Origin of the sequence: Zeimonas arvi, assembly GCF_008039575.1 — a bacterium.
GTDB lineage: Bacteria > Pseudomonadota > Gammaproteobacteria > Burkholderiales > Burkholderiaceae_E > Zeimonas > Zeimonas arvi.
The window spans coordinates 53704-72789 of the sequence record NZ_VDUY01000002.1 but is presented as its reverse complement, the minus strand read 5'-3'; the positions used below and the strand labels follow the sequence as shown (position 1 = coordinate 72789).

The window sequence follows — 19086 nt, the reverse complement described above, 5'->3', positions numbered from 1 at the left end:
GCCCGATCGTCGAGTGCCGAAGCCGTCAGGATCTCGTGCCAGCGCCGAAGCCGGTTCCCCCGCTTCGGGCACCGGGCGTTCCACGGGCGACGCCGGGCTCGACGCTGCCGAGGCGGACCGGCGCCTGGCCCTGGACGGGCCCAACGAGCTGCCCCGCCCCGGCACCCGCACGCTGCGGCGCGTGACCCTCGACGTGATCCGCGAACCGATGTTCGGCCTGCTGCTGGCCGCGGGAGCGATCTACTTCGTGCTCGGCGACCTGGCCGAAGCCATGATGCTGCTGGCCTTTGCCTCGCTGTCGGTGGGCATCGCGATCGTGCAGGAGCATCGCAGCGAGCGCGTGCTGGAAGCCCTGCGCGACCTGACCAGCCCGCGCGCGCTGGTCATCCGGAACGGCGAGCGGCGCAGGATCCCCGGCCGCGACGTGGTCCGCGGCGACCTGATCGTGCTGGCCGAAGGCGACCGTGTGGCTGCCGACGCGATCCTGCGCCGCAGCGAGGACCTCCAGCTCGACGAGTCCCTGCTGACCGGCGAGTCGGTGCCGGTTCGCAAGCGTTCCCTTTCCGCCGCCGACGACCGCGTGGAGCTGGCCGCCCTGCCCCCCGGCGGCGACGACCTGCCCGCCGTGTTCGCGGGCACCCTGGTCGTGCGCGGCCAGGGCATCGCCGAGGTGAACGCCACCGGCGCTGCGAGCCGGATCGGCCGCATCGGCCAGGCGCTCGGCGGCATCGAGACCGCCACGCCTCGGCTGACCCGCGAGACCCGCGCGATCGTCCGCACCGTGGCCCTGGTCGGGCTCGCCTGCTGCCTGGTGGCGGTGCTGCTCTTCGGCCTGTTGCGAGGGTCCTGGCTGGACGCGGTGCTGGCCGGCATCGCCCTGGGCATGTCGATGCTGCCCGAGGAGTTTCCGCTGGTGCTCACCGTGTTCATGGTGATGGGCGCCTGGAGGCTGTCCCGCGCGCGGGTGCTGACCCGCCGGGCCGCCGCGATCGAGACCCTGGGCGCGGCCACCGTGCTGTGCACCGACAAGACCGGTACGCTGACCGAGAACCGGATGGCGATCGCCGCGCTGCAGCCGGCCGGTGGCGAATCGCTGTGGATCGACGGCGATTCGCCGGCTGCGCCGGCTGGCGCGCGGCGCCTGCTCGGCCTGGGCGCGCTGGCCTGCGCGCCCGAGCCGCACGATCCGATGGAAAAAGCCTTTCACGCGCTGCACCAACAGTGGGGCGGCGAGCTTCCCGACCCCGACGCGCTTCGCCACGTGTGGCCGCTGCGCCCGGCGCTGCTGGCGGTCGGCCAGGCCTGGGAACAGTCCGGCGGCACGCTCGTCGTGGCCGCCAAGGGGGCGCCGGAGGCGATCGCCGAGCTGTGCCGTTTCGACGCCGCGCGGCGCGGGACGCTGCAGGCCGACGTCGACCGGCTGGCCCGGGCGGGCCTGCGCGTGCTCGGCGTGGCGGAGGCCAGGCCCGCTGCGATGCCGGCCGGGGTCCGGTCCGGAAGCGGGGCCTCGGCCGATCCCATGCCCGCGGACCTGACCGGGCTCGATTTCCAGTACGCCGGCCTGGTCGGGCTCGAGGATCCCGTGCGCGACAGCGTGCCCGAGGCCGTGGCCGAGTGCCGCAGCGCGGGCATCCGGGTGGTGATGATCACCGGCGACTATCCGCAGACCGCCCGGGCGATCGCCGGGAAGGCGGGCATCGACTCGGGCAGCGTGATGACCGGAACCGAAATGGCCCGCCTCGGCGACGCGGCGCTGGCCGGCGCGATCGCGGGGGTGTCGGTCTTCGCCCGGATCATGCCGGAGCAGAAGCTGCAACTGGTCCAGGCGCTTCGCAGCTCGGGCGAGGTGGTGGCGATGACCGGCGACGGCGTGAACGACGCGCCGGCGCTCAAGGCCGCCGACATCGGGATCGCGATGGGCGGCCGCGGCACCGACGTCGCCCGCGAGGCCTCGGCCATCGTGCTGCTCGACGACGACTTCGGCTCGATCGTCCGCACCGTGCGGCTGGGCCGGCGCATCTACGACAACCTGCGCAAGGCGATGACCTACATCCTGGCGATCCACGTGCCGATCGCCGGCATGGCCCTGCTGCCGCTGCTGACCGGCCTGCCGATCGTGTTCTGGCCCATCCACATCGCCTTCCTGGAGATGGTGATCGACCCGGTCTGCTCGATCGTGTTCGAGGCGGAGAAGGAGGAGTCCGACGTGATGGGCCGGCCACCGCGCGACCCCGAAAGCCGCATCCTGTCCGCGCAGGTGCTGGGCTGGGCGCTGCTCCAGGGCCTGCTCGCCTTCGCCGTGGTCGCCGCCGCCTACCTGGGCGCGGCCCGGGCCGGCCTGCCCGAGGGGGACATCCGGGCGATCGGCTTCGTGACCCTGATCCTGGTGAACCTGGCGCTGATCCTGGTGAACCGATCCTATCGGGTGGACCCGGTGGGGTTGTTGCTGCGACCCAATCGCGCGCTGGTCTGGGTGCTGGTGGCCGCCGGCGGGCTCACCGCGCTCGCCCTCGCCTGGCCGCCCGCGCAGCAGGTGTTCCGGTTCGGAAGCTTCCACTGGCGCGACCTGGCGATCGGCACCGGCGCGGCGATCGCGCTGGCGATCGCGCTGGACCTGCTCAAGATGCTGTGGGGTCGTCGGCTGGCGGGCTGACTTCGGGCGCGGGAGCGATCTTGCCTTCGGCAACGAGCAGCGCCTCGATCTGCCCGTCCTTCTCGCGCCAGCGTTCCTGCTGCCAGCGCTGGATCGCCTTGCGAAAGCGCGGATCGGTCGCGTAGTCGCCCGCCAGCATGTCGGCGGGCACCTCCAGCAGGCGAACCCGCACGACGACCTTCTCCATCCGCCCGCACAGGAAGTCCCAGAAGGTCGGAACGCCTTCCGGGTACACGATCGTGACGTCGACGAAGGAGCGGAACTTCGCGCCCAGCACGCTGAGGGCGAGCGCCATCGCCCCGGCCTTCGGCTTGAGCAGGTGCCGATAGGGCGAGCGCTGGTCGGCGTGCTTCTGCGCGGTGAAGCGCGTGCCTTCGGGGAAGTTCATCACGCTGGTGGGCACCAGTGCGAACTTCTCGCAGGCGCGCCGCGAGGTTTCCAGGTCCTCGAACCGCTTCTCGGGGTGCTTCTTCAGGTAGGCGTCCGAATGGCGGCGCATGAACGGGAAGTCGAGCGCCCACCAGGCCAGGCCCATGACTGGCACCCAGATCAGCTGCTGCTTGAGGAAGAACTTGAGCAGCGGAATGCGCCGGTTCAGCAAGTGCTGCAGCACGAAGATGTCGACCCAGCTCTGGTGATTGGCGCTGACCATGTACCAGCCCCGGTAGTCCAGGCCCTCGACGCCGGCCACGTCCCAGGCCGATTTCTGAGTGAGCCGCATCCAGGCGCTGTTGCCCGAGATCCAGTTCGCGGCGACGCCGTTGAGCATCGGGTCGATGACCCGGCGCACCGCCGCAAAGGGCAGCAGCAGCTTGACCAGGGCCAGCAGGAACAGCAGGCCGCACCACAGCAGCGTGTTCAGCGCGAGCAGCGTCGCGGCGACCACGCCGCGCAGGACCGGGGGCAGGAAGGAGAGCATCTCTGGGGACGTGGATGACGCCGAGGATCGCAGGTCGATTGCCGCGGCCGATTTCCATTGCCGCGGGCCCACATGATAGCCCCGCGCCGGCGAGGCTCAGGTCCGCGCGTCCTCGGCGATCATCGCAGCCGCCCGTTCCGCGATCATGATCGTCGGCGCGTTGGTGTTTCCGCCCACCACCGCCGGCATGATCGAGGCGTCGACCACCCGCAGGCCTTCCAGGCCGTGGACCCTCAGCCGGGTGTCGACGACCGCGCCTTCGTCCGGGCCCATCCGGCAGCTGCCGACCGGGTGGTAGACGGTGTCGGCCCGCTGGCGGATCGCTTCGCGGATCCGGTCATCGGTCGTGAGCGAGGCGCCATAGATGTCGGCGCCGCGCCAGGGCGCCAGCGCATCGGCCTGCATGATCTCGCGCAGCGCCTTGTAGCCGCGAACCAGGACCTCCAGATCGTCGGAGTCGCCGAGGAAATTCGGGTCCACCAGCGGCGCCGCCATCGGGTCCGCGCTGCGCAGGCCCACGCGCCCGCGGCTCTTCGGTCGCAGGATGCAGACGTGGCAGCTGTAACCGTGCCCCCAGTGAAGCTTGCGGCTGTGGTCGTCGACGATGCCGACCACGAAGTGAAGCTGCACGTCCGGCGCGGCCAGCCCCGGATCGGTCTTCAGGAAGCCGCCCGCCTCGGCGAAGTTGGTGGTCATCATCCCGGTGCGCTGCCGGCGGAACTCGAGCATGGCGCCCAGCGTCCGGGCGGCGCCGCGCACCGAGAAGCCGAACAGCTCGCGGCGCGCCGAGCGGTAGCAGCTCACGTAGTCGAGGTGGTCGTGCAGGTCGCGGCCCACGCCCGGCCGCTCGTGCAGGACCGGGATGCCGTGGTGGCGCAGCTCCTCGCGGGGCCCCACCCCGGACAGCATCAGCAGTTGCGGCGACTGCAGCGCGCCGGAAGCGAGCAGCACCTCGCGGCGCGCGCGCAGGACCATCGTGGCCTGACCTTGCCGATACTCGACGCCGACCGCGCGCCGCCCCTCGAACAGGATGCGCGTCGCGCGGGCCCGGGTGAGCACGGTCAGGTTCGGACGCTCGCGCGCCGGCGCCAGGAAGGCACGCGCCGCGCTCCAGCGCTCGCCGTTTCGCTGGGTCACCTGGTACAGGCCGACGCCCTCCTGCTCCGCGCCGTTGAAGTCCGGGTTGCGCGCGAAGCCGGCCTGCTCGGCGGCCCTCAGGAAGTCCTCGCAGATCGGGTTCGGCGAGCGAAGGTCCGACACCGACAGCGGGCCGCCCACCCCGTGCCAGGCGTCCGCGCCGCGCGAATTGTCCTCGGAGCGGCGAAACCACGGCAGCACCTCGCTCCAGCTCCAGCCCGGGTTGCCCGCCTCTGCCCAGCCGTCGTAGTCGGACGGATGGCCGCGCGTGTAGATCATCGCGTTGATCGCGCTGCTGCCGCCCAGCGTGCGTCCGCGCGGCTGGTAGCCCCGCCGTCCGTTCAGTCCTGGCTGCGGCTCGGTCTCGAAGGCCCAGTTGTTGTGGCGGGTCGGGAGCATGGCCGCGGTCCCCGCGGGCACCCGCACGAACAGGCTGGTGTCCGGCTTGCCCGCCTCCAGCAGGCAGACGCTGGCGTCGGCATCTTCGGACAGCCGGGCGGCGAGCACGCAGCCGGCCGATCCGCCGCCCACGATCAGGTAGTCGAATTCCTGCACAGTGAGGTCGCTGCGGGCGATCGGCATTTCCGGCTCAGGTGAAGTAACGGGCGGTCATCCGGATCAAGGCCTTGACCCGGGGGGTGTACGGCGGGAACAGCAGGTGCGCGATGCTGAAGCGATCGACCAGCACCGCGCGCTCGTGCGAGAAGGCCCGGAAGCCGTGGACGCCGTGCGCGTTGCCGATCCCGCTGGCATTCAGGCCGCCGAAAGGCAGGTTGCCGTGCAGGAAGTGGACCACGCTGTGGTTCACGCAGCTGCCGCCCGAGACGGTTCCCGCCAGCACCTTCTCGATCCGCTTGCGGTCGCGGCCGAACACGTAGAGAGCGAGCGGCGTCGGGCGCGCGTCGATCTCGCGGATCACCGCGTCGAGGTTTCGGTAGCCGATCACCGGCAGCAGCGGCCCGAAGATCTCCTCCTCGAGGATCCGGCTGCCCGGCGCCAGGTCGGTCAGCACCGTGGGTGCGATGAAGCGGCTGGCCGCATCGGTGTCGCCGCCGGCCACCAGCCTGGCGCCGCGGGCCAGGGCGTCGTCGAGCAGGCCCTTGACGCGCTCGAAGTGCCGGGTGTTGACCACCCGGGCGTAGTCCGGGCTGGCGCGCTGCGCCTGCGCGTCGGCCCCGTAGACATGCGCGATGCGCGCCTTCAGCCGCGCGAGGAAATCCTCGCGGACGCTCTCGTGGACGTAGACCAGGTCCGGCGCCACGCAGGTCTGGCCCTTGTTCGCGAACTTGGTGCCCACCAGGTTGCGCACCGTCCGATCCAGGTCCGCGCTCGCGTCGACGATGAAGGGCGACTTGCCGCCCAGCTCGAGGGTGACCGAGCTCAAGTGCTCGGCCGCGGCCTTCATCACGATGCGCCCGACCGTCGTGCTGCCGGTGAAGAAGATGTGGTTGAAGGGCAGCGCGAGCAGGCGGGAAGCGACCTCGGCATTGCCCTCGACGACCGCGACCTCGTCGGGCGCGAAGGTGTCCGCCACGATCGCGGCGATCAGCCGCGAGCAGCTCGGCGTGAGCTCGGAGGGCTTGAGGATGGCCGTATTGCCGGCCGCGATGGCCGAGACCAGCGGCCCGAAGCTCAGGTTGAACGGGTAGTTCCACGGCGACACGATCAGGCAGACGCCCCGCGGCACGTAGCGGACCTCGGCGCGCGTGCCGAACATGGCCATGGTGGGCGGCACCCGCCGGGGCTTCATCCACTTCTTCAGGTGGCGCTTCGCGTGAGCGATCTCGTGCAGCACCGGGAACAGCTCGCTCAGCGCCACCTCCTCGGGCGGCTTGCCGAAGTCCTCGGCCGCCGCGCGCTCGATCTCGCGCTGCCGGGCCCGCAGCGCCGCGCCAAGCCGTTCGAGCTTGTCGATGCGCTCGCGCGCGGTGGTGGACCGGAGGCTGGGCGCGAAGGCCTGCTGGCGGCGGAACAAGGCCAGCTCGGATTCCGGGAGCGCTGTCGCGGATGCGCGATCGGCGCGGGATTTGGTTGTCATCGGTGTCGAGTCTCGGATCGTCTCTCGCCGCGAACTATAGACGGGAAGCGTCGCGATTCCGGAACGACGCGCTTCGGCCTCGGGCGTGCTTTGGTTGCGAATGCGAATCGTTCGTGTTTACACTCCGAGCCTTCCCGAGAACTTCCCGCTCACCCATGACCGACATGCCGCCCGCTCCGCCTCCCCGCCGTCCCCTCTGCCTGCCTCTGAGCTTCAGAATGCTGCCTCCCGCCAGCGCACGCACCACGCAATGCGGCGGCCCGGCCGCCACCGACGCCTCCCCGAGCCCCCTCCTGCGGACCGGCGCGGCCCTCGGTCTCTCCGCCGCGATGCTGGCTCCGCTTCAGGCGCTGGCGGCCGAAGAGGCCGCCCCTCGGCCTTCGAATCTCGCCCCGGTCACCGTGGAGGCCGCGCCGATCGAGCCCAATCCGAATGCCGAACCCGGCGTGCCCTACAAGGCCCGGACCTCGGGCGACGAGCGCCACAGGCGCCCGATCGCGGAGACGCCGAGCAACATCACCGTGCTGACCAAGCCGCAGATCGAGGACTCCGGCTACACCGACCTGCGCGACATCGTCGACGCGCAGCCCGGCATCACGCTGGGCACCGGCGAGAACGGGAACGCCTTCGGCGACCGCTACATCATCCGCGGCCAGGAGGCCCGCAGCGACGTCTTCGTGGACGGCCTGCGCGACCCGGGCATGACGATCCGCGAGAGCTTCGCCACCGAGCAGGTCGAGATCACCAAGGGACCCAGTTCGAGTTTCGCCGGCCGCGGCACCTCGGGCGGCGCGATCAACTCGGTGACCAAGCAGGCGACGACCGACTTCGACTACGCCAAGTTCTCGACCGGCCTCGGCACCGACCGATACACGCGCACGACGCTCGACGCGAACAAGGTCCTGAACGACCGCGCGGCGATCCGCGCGAACCTGCTCTACGGCTACGAGAACGTGCCCGACCGGGCGCCTGCCGACCGCGAGCGCAAGGGCATCGCGGTATCCGGGCTCTTCCTGCCCACCGACCGGCTGCAAGTGGTTCTCGATTACTACGGCATGCGTGCCCGCGACAACCCGGACCTGGGCGGCTATCTGGTGGGTACCCTGCCGAACCGGCGACCGGCCACGAACGTGCCGGTCTACGCGCAGCAGCCGGATTTCCTGAACTCCGACGTGGACACGCTGACCGGGCGGATCCGCTACCAGATCTCGCCGGACGTGAGGATCACCAACCTGACCCGGGTCGGCAAGTCGGCCAACGGCTACGTGGCCACCGGGGCGCGCGGCGTCACCACCGATCCGAGCAACCCGGGCGGCGTCTACGACACGGCCTCGCTGAGCACGCACCAGGGCTGGCAGGACGTCGACTACGTGGCGAACCAGACCAATCTGTTCGTCAACAAGACCATCGCGGGCAAGAAGCACGAATTCATCTTCGGTCTCGAGTACACCGACCACAGGGTGGTCAACGGCACCTACGACGTGAACAACTCCGGCGAGAACTGCATCGTCCCGGGGCGCGGGGGCACCTCGCCCGGCTGGTGCATCACCGACGCCAGCGGCGCCCCGGTGAACGGACTGAACACGATCATGAATCGCCAGATCACGAAGGATCGCTGGGATCTCGACTGGAACGTGAAGACGGTCTCCCTGTCGGCGATGGACACGGTGAAGCTGAGCGACACCTGGACCGCCTTCGGCGGCCTTCGCTACGACCGCTTCGACTTCGACACCACGGCGCAGGACGCGTCGCTGCAGACGACGAACTTCCAGTACTCGGACACGCTGCTCAACGGTCACGCGGGCGCGACCTGGCAGTTCCGGCCCGATGCCAACTTGTATTTCAGCTACGCGACCGCCAGCGACGTCAACGGCGGCGAGTCCGACGTGGGCACGAGCTGCGGCTACGGCGGCATCTGCATCGACTCCGCCAACAACGTGGGCATCGCGTCGAGCAAGCCGGAGACCACCCGCAGCATCGAGCTGGGAACCAAGTGGAACCTGGCGGGCGGCAAGCTGCTCGCGACCGCGGCCCTCTTCCAGATCACCAAGCACGACGTGATGGAGCAGGCGCCCAACAGCACCGGCTACTCCTCGGTAGGCGCGCTGAACACCGGCAAGAACCGGGTGCGGGGCATCGAGTTCGGGCTGGTCGGCAAACTGACCGACCGGCTCACCGCCCAGGGCGGCCTCGCGCTGATGCGGGCCGAGGTGCTGGAGTCCAACGTGGCGGCCAACATCGGCAAGACGCTGAGCAACTTCGCGGATCAGAGCGCCTACGCACAGCTCCGGTACCAGGCCACGGGCAAGTTCGCCTTCGGCGTCGGCGCGAAGTACGAGAGCGAGAAGTTCGCCGGCCAGCCGGATTCGGCGCCAGGCTACACCGCCAGTGGCGAGTACAGCCAGCCGATTCCCTCGTACACAGTCTTCAACCTGTTCGCCAGCTACCGGGTGAACCGGAACATGGACCTTCGGCTCAACGTGGGCAACGTGACCGACCGCGACTACTACCTGGCCGGCTATCGCTCGGGAGCCTTCCTGTACAAGGGCGACGCGCGCAATGCCCAGCTCACGCTCAACTATGACTTCTGACGGGATAGCCGAAGGCGCACGCGCGGCCGCGAAAGGCGCGCATGCGGCGGCCCCAGGGCAGGCCCTGCGCGTGCCCGAGGGGATCCACTGCGCCCAGGACTACGAGGCGCTGGCCTCGCGGTTCCTCGACGCACCGGTTCACGCCTATGTCGCAGGCGGCAGCGGCCGCGAACGGACGATCGAGGCGAACTCGCGCGCCTTCGACGAGCTCGGCATCCAGCCGCGCGTGCTGCGCGACGCGCGCGCCGGCCACACGCGGCTGACGCTTCTCGGCCGCGAGCTCGCCCACCCGGTCCTGCTGGCGCCAGTGGCGTTCCAGGCGCTCGCACACCCGCAGGCCGAGCGCGCGACGGCTCAGGGCGCCGCCGCTACGGACACCTGCATCGTCGCGAGCACGCTGTCCTCGTGCAGCCTGGAGGCCATCGCCACCGAGGCCGGCCCGGAGCGCTGGTTCCAGCTGTACCTCCAGCCTCGCCGCGAGGACACGCTGGAACTGGTGCGGCGCGCCGAGGCGGCCGGCTACGGGGCGCTGGTGGTCACGCTCGATGCTCCGGCCCAGGCGCCCAGCCTGCGCGCGCTGCGGGCGGGCTTCCGGTTACCCGACAGCCTGCAGCCCGCGAACCTGGCCACGCATCCGCCGGCGCCACCCTTGCCGACTGCCGCCCGCGGCGCGAGCCGGATCTTCCAGGGGATCATGGCGCAGGCGCCGGGCTGGCGCGACCTGCCCTGGCTGCTCGGCCAGACCCGGCTGCCGGTGCTGGCCAAGGGGGTGCTCCACCCCTGCGACGCGAAGGTGCTGAAGCGGGCCGGCGTCGCGGGGCTCGTCGTCTCCAACCATGGCGGCCGGGCGCTGGACGGGGCTCAGGCCAGCATCGACGCGCTGCCGGCGATCAGGCAGGCGGTCGGTGACGACTACCCGCTGCTGCTCGACGGCGGCATCCGCGCGGGCGACGACGTCTTCAAGGCGATCGCGCTCGGCGCCGATGCGGTGATGATCGGCCGTCTGCAGGTCTACGCGCTGGCGGCGGCCGGCGCGCTGGGCGTCGCCCACCTGATCAAGCTGCTGCGCGAAGAGCTGGAGCTCTGCATGGCGCTGGCCGGCTGCCCCACGCTGGCCGACATCGGCGAAACGTCGATCCATCGCTGGCCGCGCCCGGCGCTCGTCGACCACCAGGAACACCACGCATCCTGATCCCGGAACACCGACGATGCTGATCCCCGTAGAAAGAGTGCTCACGCGCGACGAGGTCGCCGCCTTCCGGGCCCGGCTCGACGCGGCCTCGTGGCGGGACGGGCTCGCCACCGCCGGCACGCTGGCCCGGTCGGTCAAGCGCAACCTGCAGCTCGAGGACGGTTCGCCGCTCGCGACCGAGCTGGGCAACGAGGTGTTGCGCCGGCTCCAGGCGAACTCGCTTTTCGTGTCGGCCGCCCTGCCCCGCCGGATCTATCCGCCGAAGTTCAATCGCTACGCCGACGGCGGCACCTACGGTGCCCACGTGGACAGCGCGCTGATGCAGGTGCCCGGCGCCGGGCTCACCGTTCGCAGCGACCTGTCGGCCACGCTGTTCCTGTGCAACCCCGACGAGTACGAGGGCGGCGAGTTGCAGATCGAGGGGCCCTTCGGCGTGCAGTCGGTCAGGCTCCCGGCGGGCGACATGATCCTGTACCCGTCGAGCAGCCTGCACCGGGTTACGCCGGTCACGCGCGGGGCGCGCATCGCCTCGTTCTTCTGGATCGAGAGCCTGGTGCGCAACGATGCGGCTCGCGCCCTGCTGTTCGACCTGGACCGTGCGATCCAGGGACTCACGCCGGCGCTGCGCCCGGACGATCCGCACCTGCTCTCGCTCACCGGCGTGTATCACAACCTGCTGCGACGCTGGGCCAGTCCCTGAGCGATGACGCTCAGAGCGGCCGCCGCTCGGAGTGAACGGCAGCCGGAGGCCCAGCGCTCGGCCGACCGGCCCTCAGTGATCCGATGGCAGCGGCTTCCACCCGGGGTGCTCGAAATGCTTGCCGTACTGCTCGAGCGCGTGAACCACGCCCATGACCCCATCGCCGCGCGAAACCTTTGCATCGCGGCCGCGCAAGGCCTCGTTGCCGGCCATCAGGTCGGCGAGGATGGCGTGCAGGACTTCGTCGGCCTGCGGATCGAGCTCGCAGTTCTGCACGATGTTCGCGACCTGGCGATCGATCTCGCCACCGAGGGCGTCGTATTCCGAGGCCTTCAGCTTGCCGCGATGCACCGCGGGCAAGACCGCGCCCACGGCATCGCGGATCATGGTCATGCTTTGACGCAGCGGCTCGTCGCCCTGCCATTTCCGGCCGTCGTTCAGACGGAGGACCTGCTCGGCGGACGCGTGGCCGTGATCGTGCGCGGCACCGCTCGCCGCCCAGGCGGAAGGCCCGGCGATCGCGGCTCCGGCCAGCAGGCCGGCGAAAAGCACCGCGTGCATCGCGGGTCTGGAAGTGGCTTTCATCTTTCGGACTCCTTCGTCGAATTGATCGGGGCCGGGGCGCCTCTCGCACCGGCCGCCCTCATTGAACGAAGTCACGCGCCGAAAGTTCCCTGCCTGCGCGCCAGGCGAACCGCGCCCACGCCAGGCGAATCGCGCCCACGCCAGGCGAATCGCGCCTATTCGCGATGCAGGCGCTCGAAGGTGGCGCTGGCGGCCGGTTGCGAGAGCAGCACCTCGGCCAGCTTCGCGCGCTGGCCAGGATCCAGCACGCTGCGCTCGGCGAGCAACTGCTCGATCACGAGGCGCTGCTGAGACTCCTGAAGCCGCGCGATGCTCGCCCGCTCGGACTCGATCGCCACCAGGTCGGGCGCCTGCGAGAAGATCTCGCGAATCATCCTTTCCCGATGGCCGGCGATGGCGCTGCTGCTCTCGGCCAGCCCGGCCAGGAAGGCGCGCTCCGCCTCGCGCCAGCGGCCCAGTTGCCGATCGTCCAGACCCAGGTGTTCGGGAAGACTGCCCTGGGCACTGCCCTGGTCGGCGAACTGTCCGACCGGGACCAGCTGCCGCCAGGCGACCGCCCCCAGCACACCGAGATTGATCGCAAGCGAAACGAGCAATGCCAGCTTCAACACGGTCCTGTTCATTCGGCGCTCCCCATCCGGTAACACGCCTCGAGGCCGATGCAGACGCCGCCCGGGGCGATCGGGTCGAAGACGGCCATTGCCGCGATCTGCGAGCCGGCCGCCACGCCGCCACCCGTCGTCAGGCCGAAGCCGAGCACGACACCGAGGCCGAGCGATGCGGCCAGGCCGAGTCCCGCCGGCAGCAGCGGCAGGAAAGGCGCGACACGGCGACGACGCGGACGCGTTCGCGACGCAGGCATGCCTTCGATTCGGCCCTCGATGACCCCGGCCAGATCCACCCCGAGCCGCGGCTCGGGCAGCGTGCGCATCGCCGCCTGGAGCGTGCGCATGGCCGCAAGCGCCTCGCCGCACACCGGGCAGGCACGCAGATGGGCGTCGAGGTCCTCCCTCTCGCGATCGGTCAGCGCATCGTCCAGCCGCGCTGACAGCGCTTCGATTCGGGGGCAGGTTTCAGTCATTCGGATGTCCTCCGTGTCGTTCTTTCCATGCCTGCAGCAGCGCGGCTCTCGCTCTTCCGATCCGCGACTTCACCGTGCCCTCGGCGACGTCGAGAACGGCGGCGATCTCCTCGTAGGAGAGGCCTTCCAGCTCGCGCAGCAGCAGGACTTCCCGGTGATCGGGCTGCAGCCGAAGCAGCGCGGCTTCCAGCAAGCGCAACTCTTGCGTCATCACTGCCTGGGACTCGGGTGTCGGCCCGGGGCCCGGGAGCTCGAACGCTTCGTCGATCGGAACGAAGTCCGCCAGGGATCGACGCCGCAGGACATCGAGGCTGGCATTGCGGGCGATCTGCAACAGCCAGGTCCGGAAGCGCGCCTCGGGCCGCCAGCCCGGAAGCGCTTGCCAGGCCTTCAGGAAGCTGTCCTGCGTCAGGTCCATCGCCTGGTCGCGCGAGCCGACCATCCGGAACACGAAGCGAAAGACGCCGTCCTGGTGACGCCGGATGAGATCGCCGAACGCACGGCGGTCCCCGGCGCTGGCCTGCGCGGCGAGCACCTCGTCGGACAGCCGCTTGTCGGCCCCTTCCGTCAAGCCCGACAATCTCCCAAGAATTCCTCCATGCGCCGCTCGGTCCTTCCTTCAACGAACCGGCGAAAGGAAAGTTCCCCGACCCGACGAACCGCAAGGCACGACCCTCGGGAGTATCCGTGACGCAGTCCCCTCGAGCTACCCGCCGGAGATTCCTGGGCGGCCTGCTGGCCAGCGCGGCGTCGCCAGTCGCCGCGGCCGGTCAGCCGAAGGCCGCGCCGGAGTCCGATGCCGCGCGCGCGCCGGCTCGGATCGCCATGCGCCAGATTCCGTCGACCGGCGAGGCGATCCCCGCGATCGGCCTCGGCAGCTGGATCACCTTCAATGTCGGCCGCGACCCGCTCGCCCGCGAGCGATGCGCCGAAGTGATCCGCGCTTTCCTCGAAGCTGGGGCAGCCTGATCGACTCGTCGCCGATGTACGGCTCGGCGCAGGAAACGATCGGCTACGGGCTGGCGAAATTCGGCGCGGCCGGGCGCGTGTTCGCCGCCGACAAGGTCTGGACCGGCTCGGGCGCGCGCGGGCCGGAACAGATCGAGACCTCGCGCCGCCACTGGAGCGTGGCGCGCTTCGACCTGCTGCAGGTCCACAACCTGCTCGCCTGGGAGGCGCACCTCGAGACGCTGTTCGCGATGAAGGCCGAGGGGCGGCTGCGATACGTGGGCATCACCACGTCGGAAGGCCGGCGCCACGCCGAGTTCGAGATGCTGATGCGCGAGCAGCCGCTCGATTTCGTGCAGCTCAGCTACAACGCGGCCGATCGCGAGGCCGAGCAGAGGCTGCTGCCGCTCGCGCGCGAGCGCGGGATCGCGGTCATCGCCAACCGGCCCTTTCGCCAGGGCGACCTGATCCGCGCCGCATCGCGTCGGCCGCTGCCGGCCTGGGCGGCCGGGATCGGCTGCTCGAACTGGGCGCAGCTCTTGCTGAAGTTCATCGTGTCGCATCCGGCCGTGCACTGCGCGATCCCGGCCACCGGCCGGGTCGACCATCTGCGGGAGAACATGGGCGCGGGCGTCGGGGTCATGCCCGACCCCCCGATGCGCAGGCGAATCGTCGAAGCGGTCGCCGGTCTCTGATGTCGGACTGGTGGACCTATCGGCTGTCGGACTTCCTGCTGTTCTCGCCGGACACCTACCGCCGGCTGTTCGAGCTGTACAACGCCGGAATCTGGCCGACCCAGATCGCAGCTGCCGTGCTCGGCCTGCTCGCGCTGGCAATGGCATTGCGCCGAACCCCGCACGAGGCTGAGGTGCTCGCGACCCTCGCCCTCTGCTGGGCATGGATCGGCTGGGCCTTTCACCTCGGCCATTACCAGACGATCAACTGGGCGGCCATCGGGTTCGCCGGAGCTTTCGGCGTCCAGGCGCTGCTGCTGGCCTGGGCTGCCCTCGCGGCCCGAGGCCCTGCAGCCGCAGGCAAGGACCCGGGCGGCCCGTTCAGCCGCGGCACGGGGCTGGCGCTCTGCCTGCTCGCACTGTTCGGCCTGCCGGCGCTCGACCTGCTGCTCGGCCGTCCCGCGGCCCAGGCAGCATTCTTCGGCGTGACGCCCGACCCCACGGCGATCGCCACGCTGGGGCTGCTGCTGCTGATGCGGGGCGGCGGCCGCGCCGCGCTGTGGCCGATCCCCCTCGCCTGGTGCGCGATCAGCGGCGCGACGCTGTGGGCGATGAGCGCGCCCGAGGCCTTGCTGCCGCCCGCGGCCGGCGCCGCAGCGCTCGCGGTTCGCCTGATCGGCGACCAGGCGTCCATGCGAAGATCCCGGCTCGCACGGGGACACGGAGAGGAGCGATGAGGGACTTCAGGGTCGAGACCGCGATCATCACTGGAGCGGGCGGCGGCATCGGCTCGGCGCTCGCCGCCGAGGCCGTGGCGCACGGCGCTTCGCGCCTGTTCCTGCTCGACATCGACGAGGACAAGGCCCGCCGGGTCGCCGACGGGCTCGCCCGCGACGGACTGGGCATCGAGGTCCGCGGCTGCGACGTCACCGATCACGCCGCGCTCGAGCGCATCGCCGAGCAGACCCTGAGCAGCGGGAGCGGCCCCGTTCTCGTCTGCGCCAACGCGGGCGTGACGGTGCCGCGCGCCCCGCTCTTCGAGGCGGACCCCGGCAACCTGCGCTGGGTCTTCGAGGTCAACCTCTTCGGTTGCTGGGCCACGCTGAAGGCCTTCGGCAGCCGGATGGCTGCGAGCGGGCGCTCCGGGCGGTTGCTGGTGACGGCTTCCGAACACTCGGTCGGCGTGCCCTTTGCGGGCGGCAGCGGGTACACCGCATCCAAGCACGCGGTCCTCGGGCTGGCCGACGCGCTGCGCCGCGAGCTGCCTGCGCAGATCGGGATCAGCGCGCTGATTCCGGGGCTCGTCGCAACGGATCTCTGGGGGGCGATCGGCAGCCGACCCGAGCGCTTCGGCGGTCCCGGCGACCCGGCGCCGGGGGCCGGCCGCCTGATGGCGGAGGGAATCCCGCCGGACGTGGTCGCCCGGCTCGCCTTCGAGGGCATGGCCGCCGGCCGCTTCCTGATCGCCACTCAGACGCATGTGCAGCGCTACGCCGACGCGCGCCGGCGCGACGTGGACGAAGCCTTCGCGGCGCTGGACGCCTCCGACGCGCCCAAGGCGTCCTATGACATCGGCGAGATCCAGTCGCGACTCGCGGCCCAGGCCGCCAGGGAGAACTCGTGAGCACTGCCGCCCCGCTCTACATCCGAATGGACGAGCGCGACAACGTCGCGATCGTGGCCAACGACGGCGGCCTGCCGGCGGGCACCGTGTTCGCCTGCGGGCTGGCGCTGCGCGATCGGGTGCCGCAGGGGCACAAGGTGGCGCTGGCCGACCTGCCGGTCGGTTCGGCGGTGCGCCGCTACGGCGTCACGATCGGCGTGGCCGAGTCCGACATCGCCGCAGGCAGCTGGGTCCACGAGCGGCTGCTGCGGATGCCCGAGGCCCGCTCGCTGGACGGCCTGCCGGTGGCCACCGCCCGCACGCAGCCGCTGCCGCCGCTCGACGGCCACGTCTTCGACGGCTACCGCAATGCCGACGGCACCGTGGGCACCCGCAACCTGCTGGCGATCTCGTCCACCGTGCAGTGCGTGACGGGTGTCATCGACTACGCGGTGCGCCGGATCCGCGAGGAACTGCTGCCGCGCTTTCCGAACGTGGACGACGTGGTCAGTCTGGAGCACGCCTACGGCTGCGGCGTGGCGATCGACGCGCCCGACGCCCCGGTGCCGATCCGTACGCTGCGCAACCTGGCGCTGAACCCGAACTTCGGCGGCGAGGTCATGGTGGTGAGCCTGGGCTGCGAGAAGCTCCAGCCCGAGCGGTTGATGCCCGCGGGCACGATCCCGATCGCCGACCTGCGTGGCGACGCGCAGCTCGACGTGGTCTGCCTGCAGGACGACGCGCACGTCGGCTTCGAGTCGATGATCGAATCGATCCTGCGCAGCGCCGAACGACACCTCGAACGCCTGAATGCGCGGCGGCGCGAGCCCTGTCCTGCGTCGGACCTGGTGGTGGGCGTGCAATGCGGCGGCAGCGACGCCTTCTCGGGCTTGACCGCCAATCCGGCCGTGGGTCACATGACCGACCTGCTGGTGCGCGCCGGGGCCACCGTGATGTTCTCGGAGGTCACCGAGGTGCGCGACGCGATCGACCAGCTGACCGCGCGTGCGGCCACCCCCGAGGTCGCGGCGGCGCTCGTCGAACAGATGGCCTGGTACGACGCCTACCTGGCGCGCGGCGGCGTGGACCGCAGCGCCAACACCACGCCGGGGAACAAGAAGGGCGGCCTGTCGAACATCGTCGAGAAGGCGATGGGCTCGATCGTGAAGTCCGGCAGCGCGCCGGTGGCGGGCGTGCTCGCCCCCGGACAGCGCCTGGGCGAGGCCGGCGCGCCGCGCAAGGGGCTGGTATTCGCCGCGACGCCGGCCAGCGACTTCGTCTGCGGCACGCTGCAGATGGCCGCCGGCATGAACCTGCACGTGTTCACCACCGGCCGCGGCACGCCCTACGGGCTGGCTGCGGTGCCGGTGGTCAAGGTGGCCACCCGCAACGACCTGGCGCGCCGCTGGCACGACCTGATGGACGTGAACGCCGGGCGCATCGCTAGCGGCGAGGCCACGATCGAGGACGTGGGCCGCGAGCTGTTCGAGCTGCTGCTCGAGGTCGCCAGCGGCCGCCGCGAGACCTGGGCCGAGCGCTGGAAGCTGCACAACTCGCTGGCGCTGTTCAATCCGGCGCCGGTGACCTGATCAACCTTTCGCCGGCGAGCGAGGCCCCGGTGACGGCCGGGCGCGGCTCAGTGACGCACGGGACGGCAGAAATGCCCCTGAATCGCCTCGGCCATCGCCTCCCGGAATTCCTCGCGCGACATGCGAAGCAGGCATTCGTGATCGCCGCCTTCCATGTAGACGACGTCGACGCTACCGAGGTCCTCGTCGACCAGGGTCGGCAGGCCCCAGGCCATGGCGAGCGGCGGCACGGCGCCCCGGTCGCACTCCTCGAAGAGCATCGCGATCCGGTCCTCGTCGGCCAGCCGCAGGCGCTCGCGGCCCAGCAGCTCCGCGATCCGGCCGATCATCACCCGGGAGTCCGCCGGGACGACGGCCACGACCCAGCCTCGGTCGTCTTCGAGGACGACCGACTTGGCCAGCTGGTGGGGCGGAATGTGCGCCGTGCGGGCAGTTTCCGCACTGCTGCGGCTGTAGTCGTGGGTGGAAACCTGGTAATGGGCGCCGCGCCGATCGAGATAGCGCGACAGGCGTGAGGGAATGGACATGGCGGGCCTCCTGCTGGCTGGCCAGGGCGGCTCCGGAGCAGCGGCGCCGAGGCGATCGCCCCGCAGGCCCTGGTGCGCAAAGTCTGCGCCGAGCGGAGCCCGATGACCAGTAACCATGTCGGCGCGAGCTGTTTACGGCTGCGTCTGCTTCGGCGAGCCCAGCACCAGTGCGATGCGCCGCCGGATCGCCGCGGCGGCCTCGGCATCTCCCGCCGCCTGCGCGCGTTCTTCCTGCACGCCGAGCCAGGCGAGCAAAGGACGACGCCAGCCGTGGGCCGACGCAGTCTCCACGACAAGGGCGATGTCTTCGGGCACGATCTTCCCGACACGCATCAGGGCGCCCGCGGCGACCAGTCGGGCGACCGGCTCCTCGATCGCTCCCAGTACGCCGGGAGTGGCTGGCGCCACGCCCTCGCGCTCGCCGTTCGCGCCGCCGACGGCCGTGAACGCCATCCGATGCGGAGCCGGCAACAAGGCCGGATCGAGCTCGGCCCACCGGCCCCCGATGTAGGCCGAGTAGGCGCGAGAACCGGCGCCGGCGTCCCGGGCAAGCGGCGCCAAGCCCGGGCAGTCGTCGAAATCGAGGCTCGCCCCCTGCAAGGCGCAGCGGGTGAGCTCCGCGCGCGCCACCAGTTCGGCGCTGCCGGTGCTGGCCAGCTCGCTGCGGGCCCGCTCGAAGGCCTGCTCGGCGATGCGCGATTCGCCCCGCAACCAGGCGTGCCGGTACTGGTCGAGGGCGGCGCTGGCGTCGCGACGCCACTGGGGCGGCAGTGGCCCGCCCTGGCAGGCGGCCAGCAGTGCAAGGGCCAGGCTCCCGGTCGCGATGGCTCTGGCCCAGTTCATGGCAGG

At 71.0% G+C, this 19086-nt stretch carries 18 protein-coding genes; 9 read left to right on the top strand and 9 right to left on the bottom strand.

The genetic code is table 11. The features are described from left to right. The first annotated feature begins 13 nt into the window (after positions 1 to 13). Complete coding sequence (locus tag FHP08_RS04775) at positions 14 to 2653, top strand: cation-translocating P-type ATPase (protein WP_147703192.1); 2640 nt, start codon at positions 14 to 16, stop codon at positions 2651 to 2653. Here FHP08_RS04775 and FHP08_RS04770 read toward each other — a convergent pair. The 3 genes from FHP08_RS04770 to FHP08_RS04760 all read right to left on the bottom strand — a co-directional run bounded on the left by FHP08_RS04770 (position 2619) and on the right by FHP08_RS04760 (position 6765). Next, positions 2619 to 3572 (bottom strand): acyltransferase, encoded by a 954-nt coding sequence (locus FHP08_RS04770; protein ID WP_147703191.1) that lies wholly within the window; start codon positions 3570 to 3572, stop codon positions 2619 to 2621. The two genes, FHP08_RS04775 and FHP08_RS04770, sit on opposite strands and share 35 nt — an antisense overlap. Before the next feature lie 96 nt (positions 3573 to 3668). Then, complete coding sequence (locus tag FHP08_RS04765; protein ID WP_147703190.1) at positions 3669 to 5291, bottom strand: GMC family oxidoreductase; 1623 nt, start codon at positions 5289 to 5291, stop codon at positions 3669 to 3671. Between the two features lie 7 nt (positions 5292 to 5298). Next, positions 5299 to 6765, bottom strand: coding sequence for an aldehyde dehydrogenase family protein (locus tag FHP08_RS04760; protein ID WP_225879060.1), 1467 nt, complete (start codon positions 6763 to 6765; stop codon positions 5299 to 5301). A gap of 200 nt (positions 6766 to 6965) precedes the next feature. Here FHP08_RS04760 and FHP08_RS04755 point away from each other — a divergent pair, with 200 nt between their 5' ends. The 3 genes from FHP08_RS04755 to FHP08_RS04745 all read left to right on the top strand — a co-directional run bounded on the left by FHP08_RS04755 (position 6966) and on the right by FHP08_RS04745 (position 11230). After that, complete coding sequence (locus FHP08_RS04755; protein WP_147703188.1) at positions 6966 to 9338, top strand: TonB-dependent receptor; 2373 nt, start codon at positions 6966 to 6968, stop codon at positions 9336 to 9338. A gap of 70 nt (positions 9339 to 9408) precedes the next feature. Next, entirely contained in the window at positions 9409 to 10530 is a 1122-nt protein-coding gene (locus FHP08_RS04750; RefSeq protein ID WP_225879035.1) for an alpha-hydroxy acid oxidase, read from the top strand. Between the two features lie 16 nt (positions 10531 to 10546). Further along, on the top strand, positions 10547 to 11230 hold the full coding sequence (locus tag FHP08_RS04745; RefSeq protein WP_147703186.1) for a Fe2+-dependent dioxygenase: 684 nt from the start codon (positions 10547 to 10549) through the stop codon (positions 11228 to 11230). 72 nt (positions 11231 to 11302) lie between these two features. On the opposite strand, the gene FHP08_RS04740 is transcribed toward FHP08_RS04745, so the two are convergent. The 4 genes from FHP08_RS04740 to FHP08_RS04725 all read right to left on the bottom strand — a co-directional run bounded on the left by FHP08_RS04740 (position 11303) and on the right by FHP08_RS04725 (position 13467). Beyond that, positions 11303 to 11815, bottom strand: coding sequence for a hypothetical protein (locus FHP08_RS04740; protein ID WP_147703185.1), 513 nt, complete (start codon positions 11813 to 11815; stop codon positions 11303 to 11305). A gap of 155 nt (positions 11816 to 11970) precedes the next feature. After that, positions 11971 to 12438 (bottom strand): Spy/CpxP family protein refolding chaperone, encoded by a 468-nt coding sequence (locus FHP08_RS04735; RefSeq protein WP_147703184.1) that lies wholly within the window; start codon positions 12436 to 12438, stop codon positions 11971 to 11973. Beyond that, positions 12435 to 12896: an anti-sigma factor family protein gene (locus FHP08_RS04730; protein WP_147703183.1), complete on the bottom strand. Its 462-nt coding sequence runs from the start codon at positions 12894 to 12896 to the stop codon at positions 12435 to 12437. The genes FHP08_RS04735 and FHP08_RS04730 overlap by 4 nt, the downstream gene beginning before the upstream one ends. Beyond that, positions 12889 to 13467, bottom strand: coding sequence for an RNA polymerase sigma factor (locus FHP08_RS04725; protein WP_187272171.1), 579 nt, complete (start codon positions 13465 to 13467; stop codon positions 12889 to 12891). Before FHP08_RS04725 ends, FHP08_RS04730 begins: the two co-directional genes overlap by 8 nt. A 116-nt stretch (positions 13468 to 13583) precedes the next feature. On the opposite strand from FHP08_RS04725, the gene FHP08_RS18770 reads away from it, so the two are divergent. Genes FHP08_RS18770 through garD form a run of 5 tightly spaced genes read left to right on the top strand, consistent with a single transcriptional unit; the run spans position 13584 to position 17710 of the window. After that, positions 13584 to 13865, top strand: a complete 282-nt coding sequence (locus tag FHP08_RS18770; protein WP_323808891.1) for a hypothetical protein — start codon at positions 13584 to 13586, stop codon at positions 13863 to 13865. Further along, positions 13820 to 14539, top strand: a complete 720-nt coding sequence (locus FHP08_RS04720; RefSeq protein ID WP_323808889.1) for an aldo/keto reductase — start codon at positions 13820 to 13822, stop codon at positions 14537 to 14539. Before FHP08_RS18770 ends, FHP08_RS04720 begins: the two co-directional genes overlap by 46 nt. Continuing rightward, positions 14539 to 15255, top strand: a complete 717-nt coding sequence (locus FHP08_RS04715; protein ID WP_187272170.1) for a DUF6064 family protein — start codon at positions 14539 to 14541, stop codon at positions 15253 to 15255. Before FHP08_RS04720 ends, FHP08_RS04715 begins: the two co-directional genes overlap by 1 nt. Next, the gene (locus FHP08_RS04710; RefSeq protein WP_147703181.1) at positions 15252 to 16142 is read left to right on the top strand and encodes an SDR family NAD(P)-dependent oxidoreductase; all 891 of its coding nucleotides are present in this window, start codon (positions 15252 to 15254) and stop codon (positions 16140 to 16142) included. Before FHP08_RS04715 ends, FHP08_RS04710 begins: the two co-directional genes overlap by 4 nt. 26 nt (positions 16143 to 16168) lie before the next feature. Beyond that, the gene (garD, locus tag FHP08_RS04705; protein WP_187272204.1) at positions 16169 to 17710 is read left to right on the top strand and encodes a galactarate dehydratase; all 1542 of its coding nucleotides are present in this window, start codon (positions 16169 to 16171) and stop codon (positions 17708 to 17710) included. Positions 17711 to 17757: 47 nt separating this feature from the next. Here garD and FHP08_RS04700 read toward each other — a convergent pair whose 3' ends face one another. Both FHP08_RS04700 and FHP08_RS04695 read right to left on the bottom strand, forming a co-directional pair. After that, the gene (locus tag FHP08_RS04700; RefSeq protein ID WP_147703179.1) at positions 17758 to 18237 is read right to left on the bottom strand and encodes an aminoacyl-tRNA deacylase; all 480 of its coding nucleotides are present in this window, start codon (positions 18235 to 18237) and stop codon (positions 17758 to 17760) included. Positions 18238 to 18369: 132 nt separating this feature from the next. Continuing rightward, on the bottom strand, positions 18370 to 19080 hold the full coding sequence (locus tag FHP08_RS04695; RefSeq protein ID WP_147703178.1) for a hypothetical protein: 711 nt from the start codon (positions 19078 to 19080) through the stop codon (positions 18370 to 18372). Positions 19081 to 19086 lie beyond the last annotated feature (6 nt).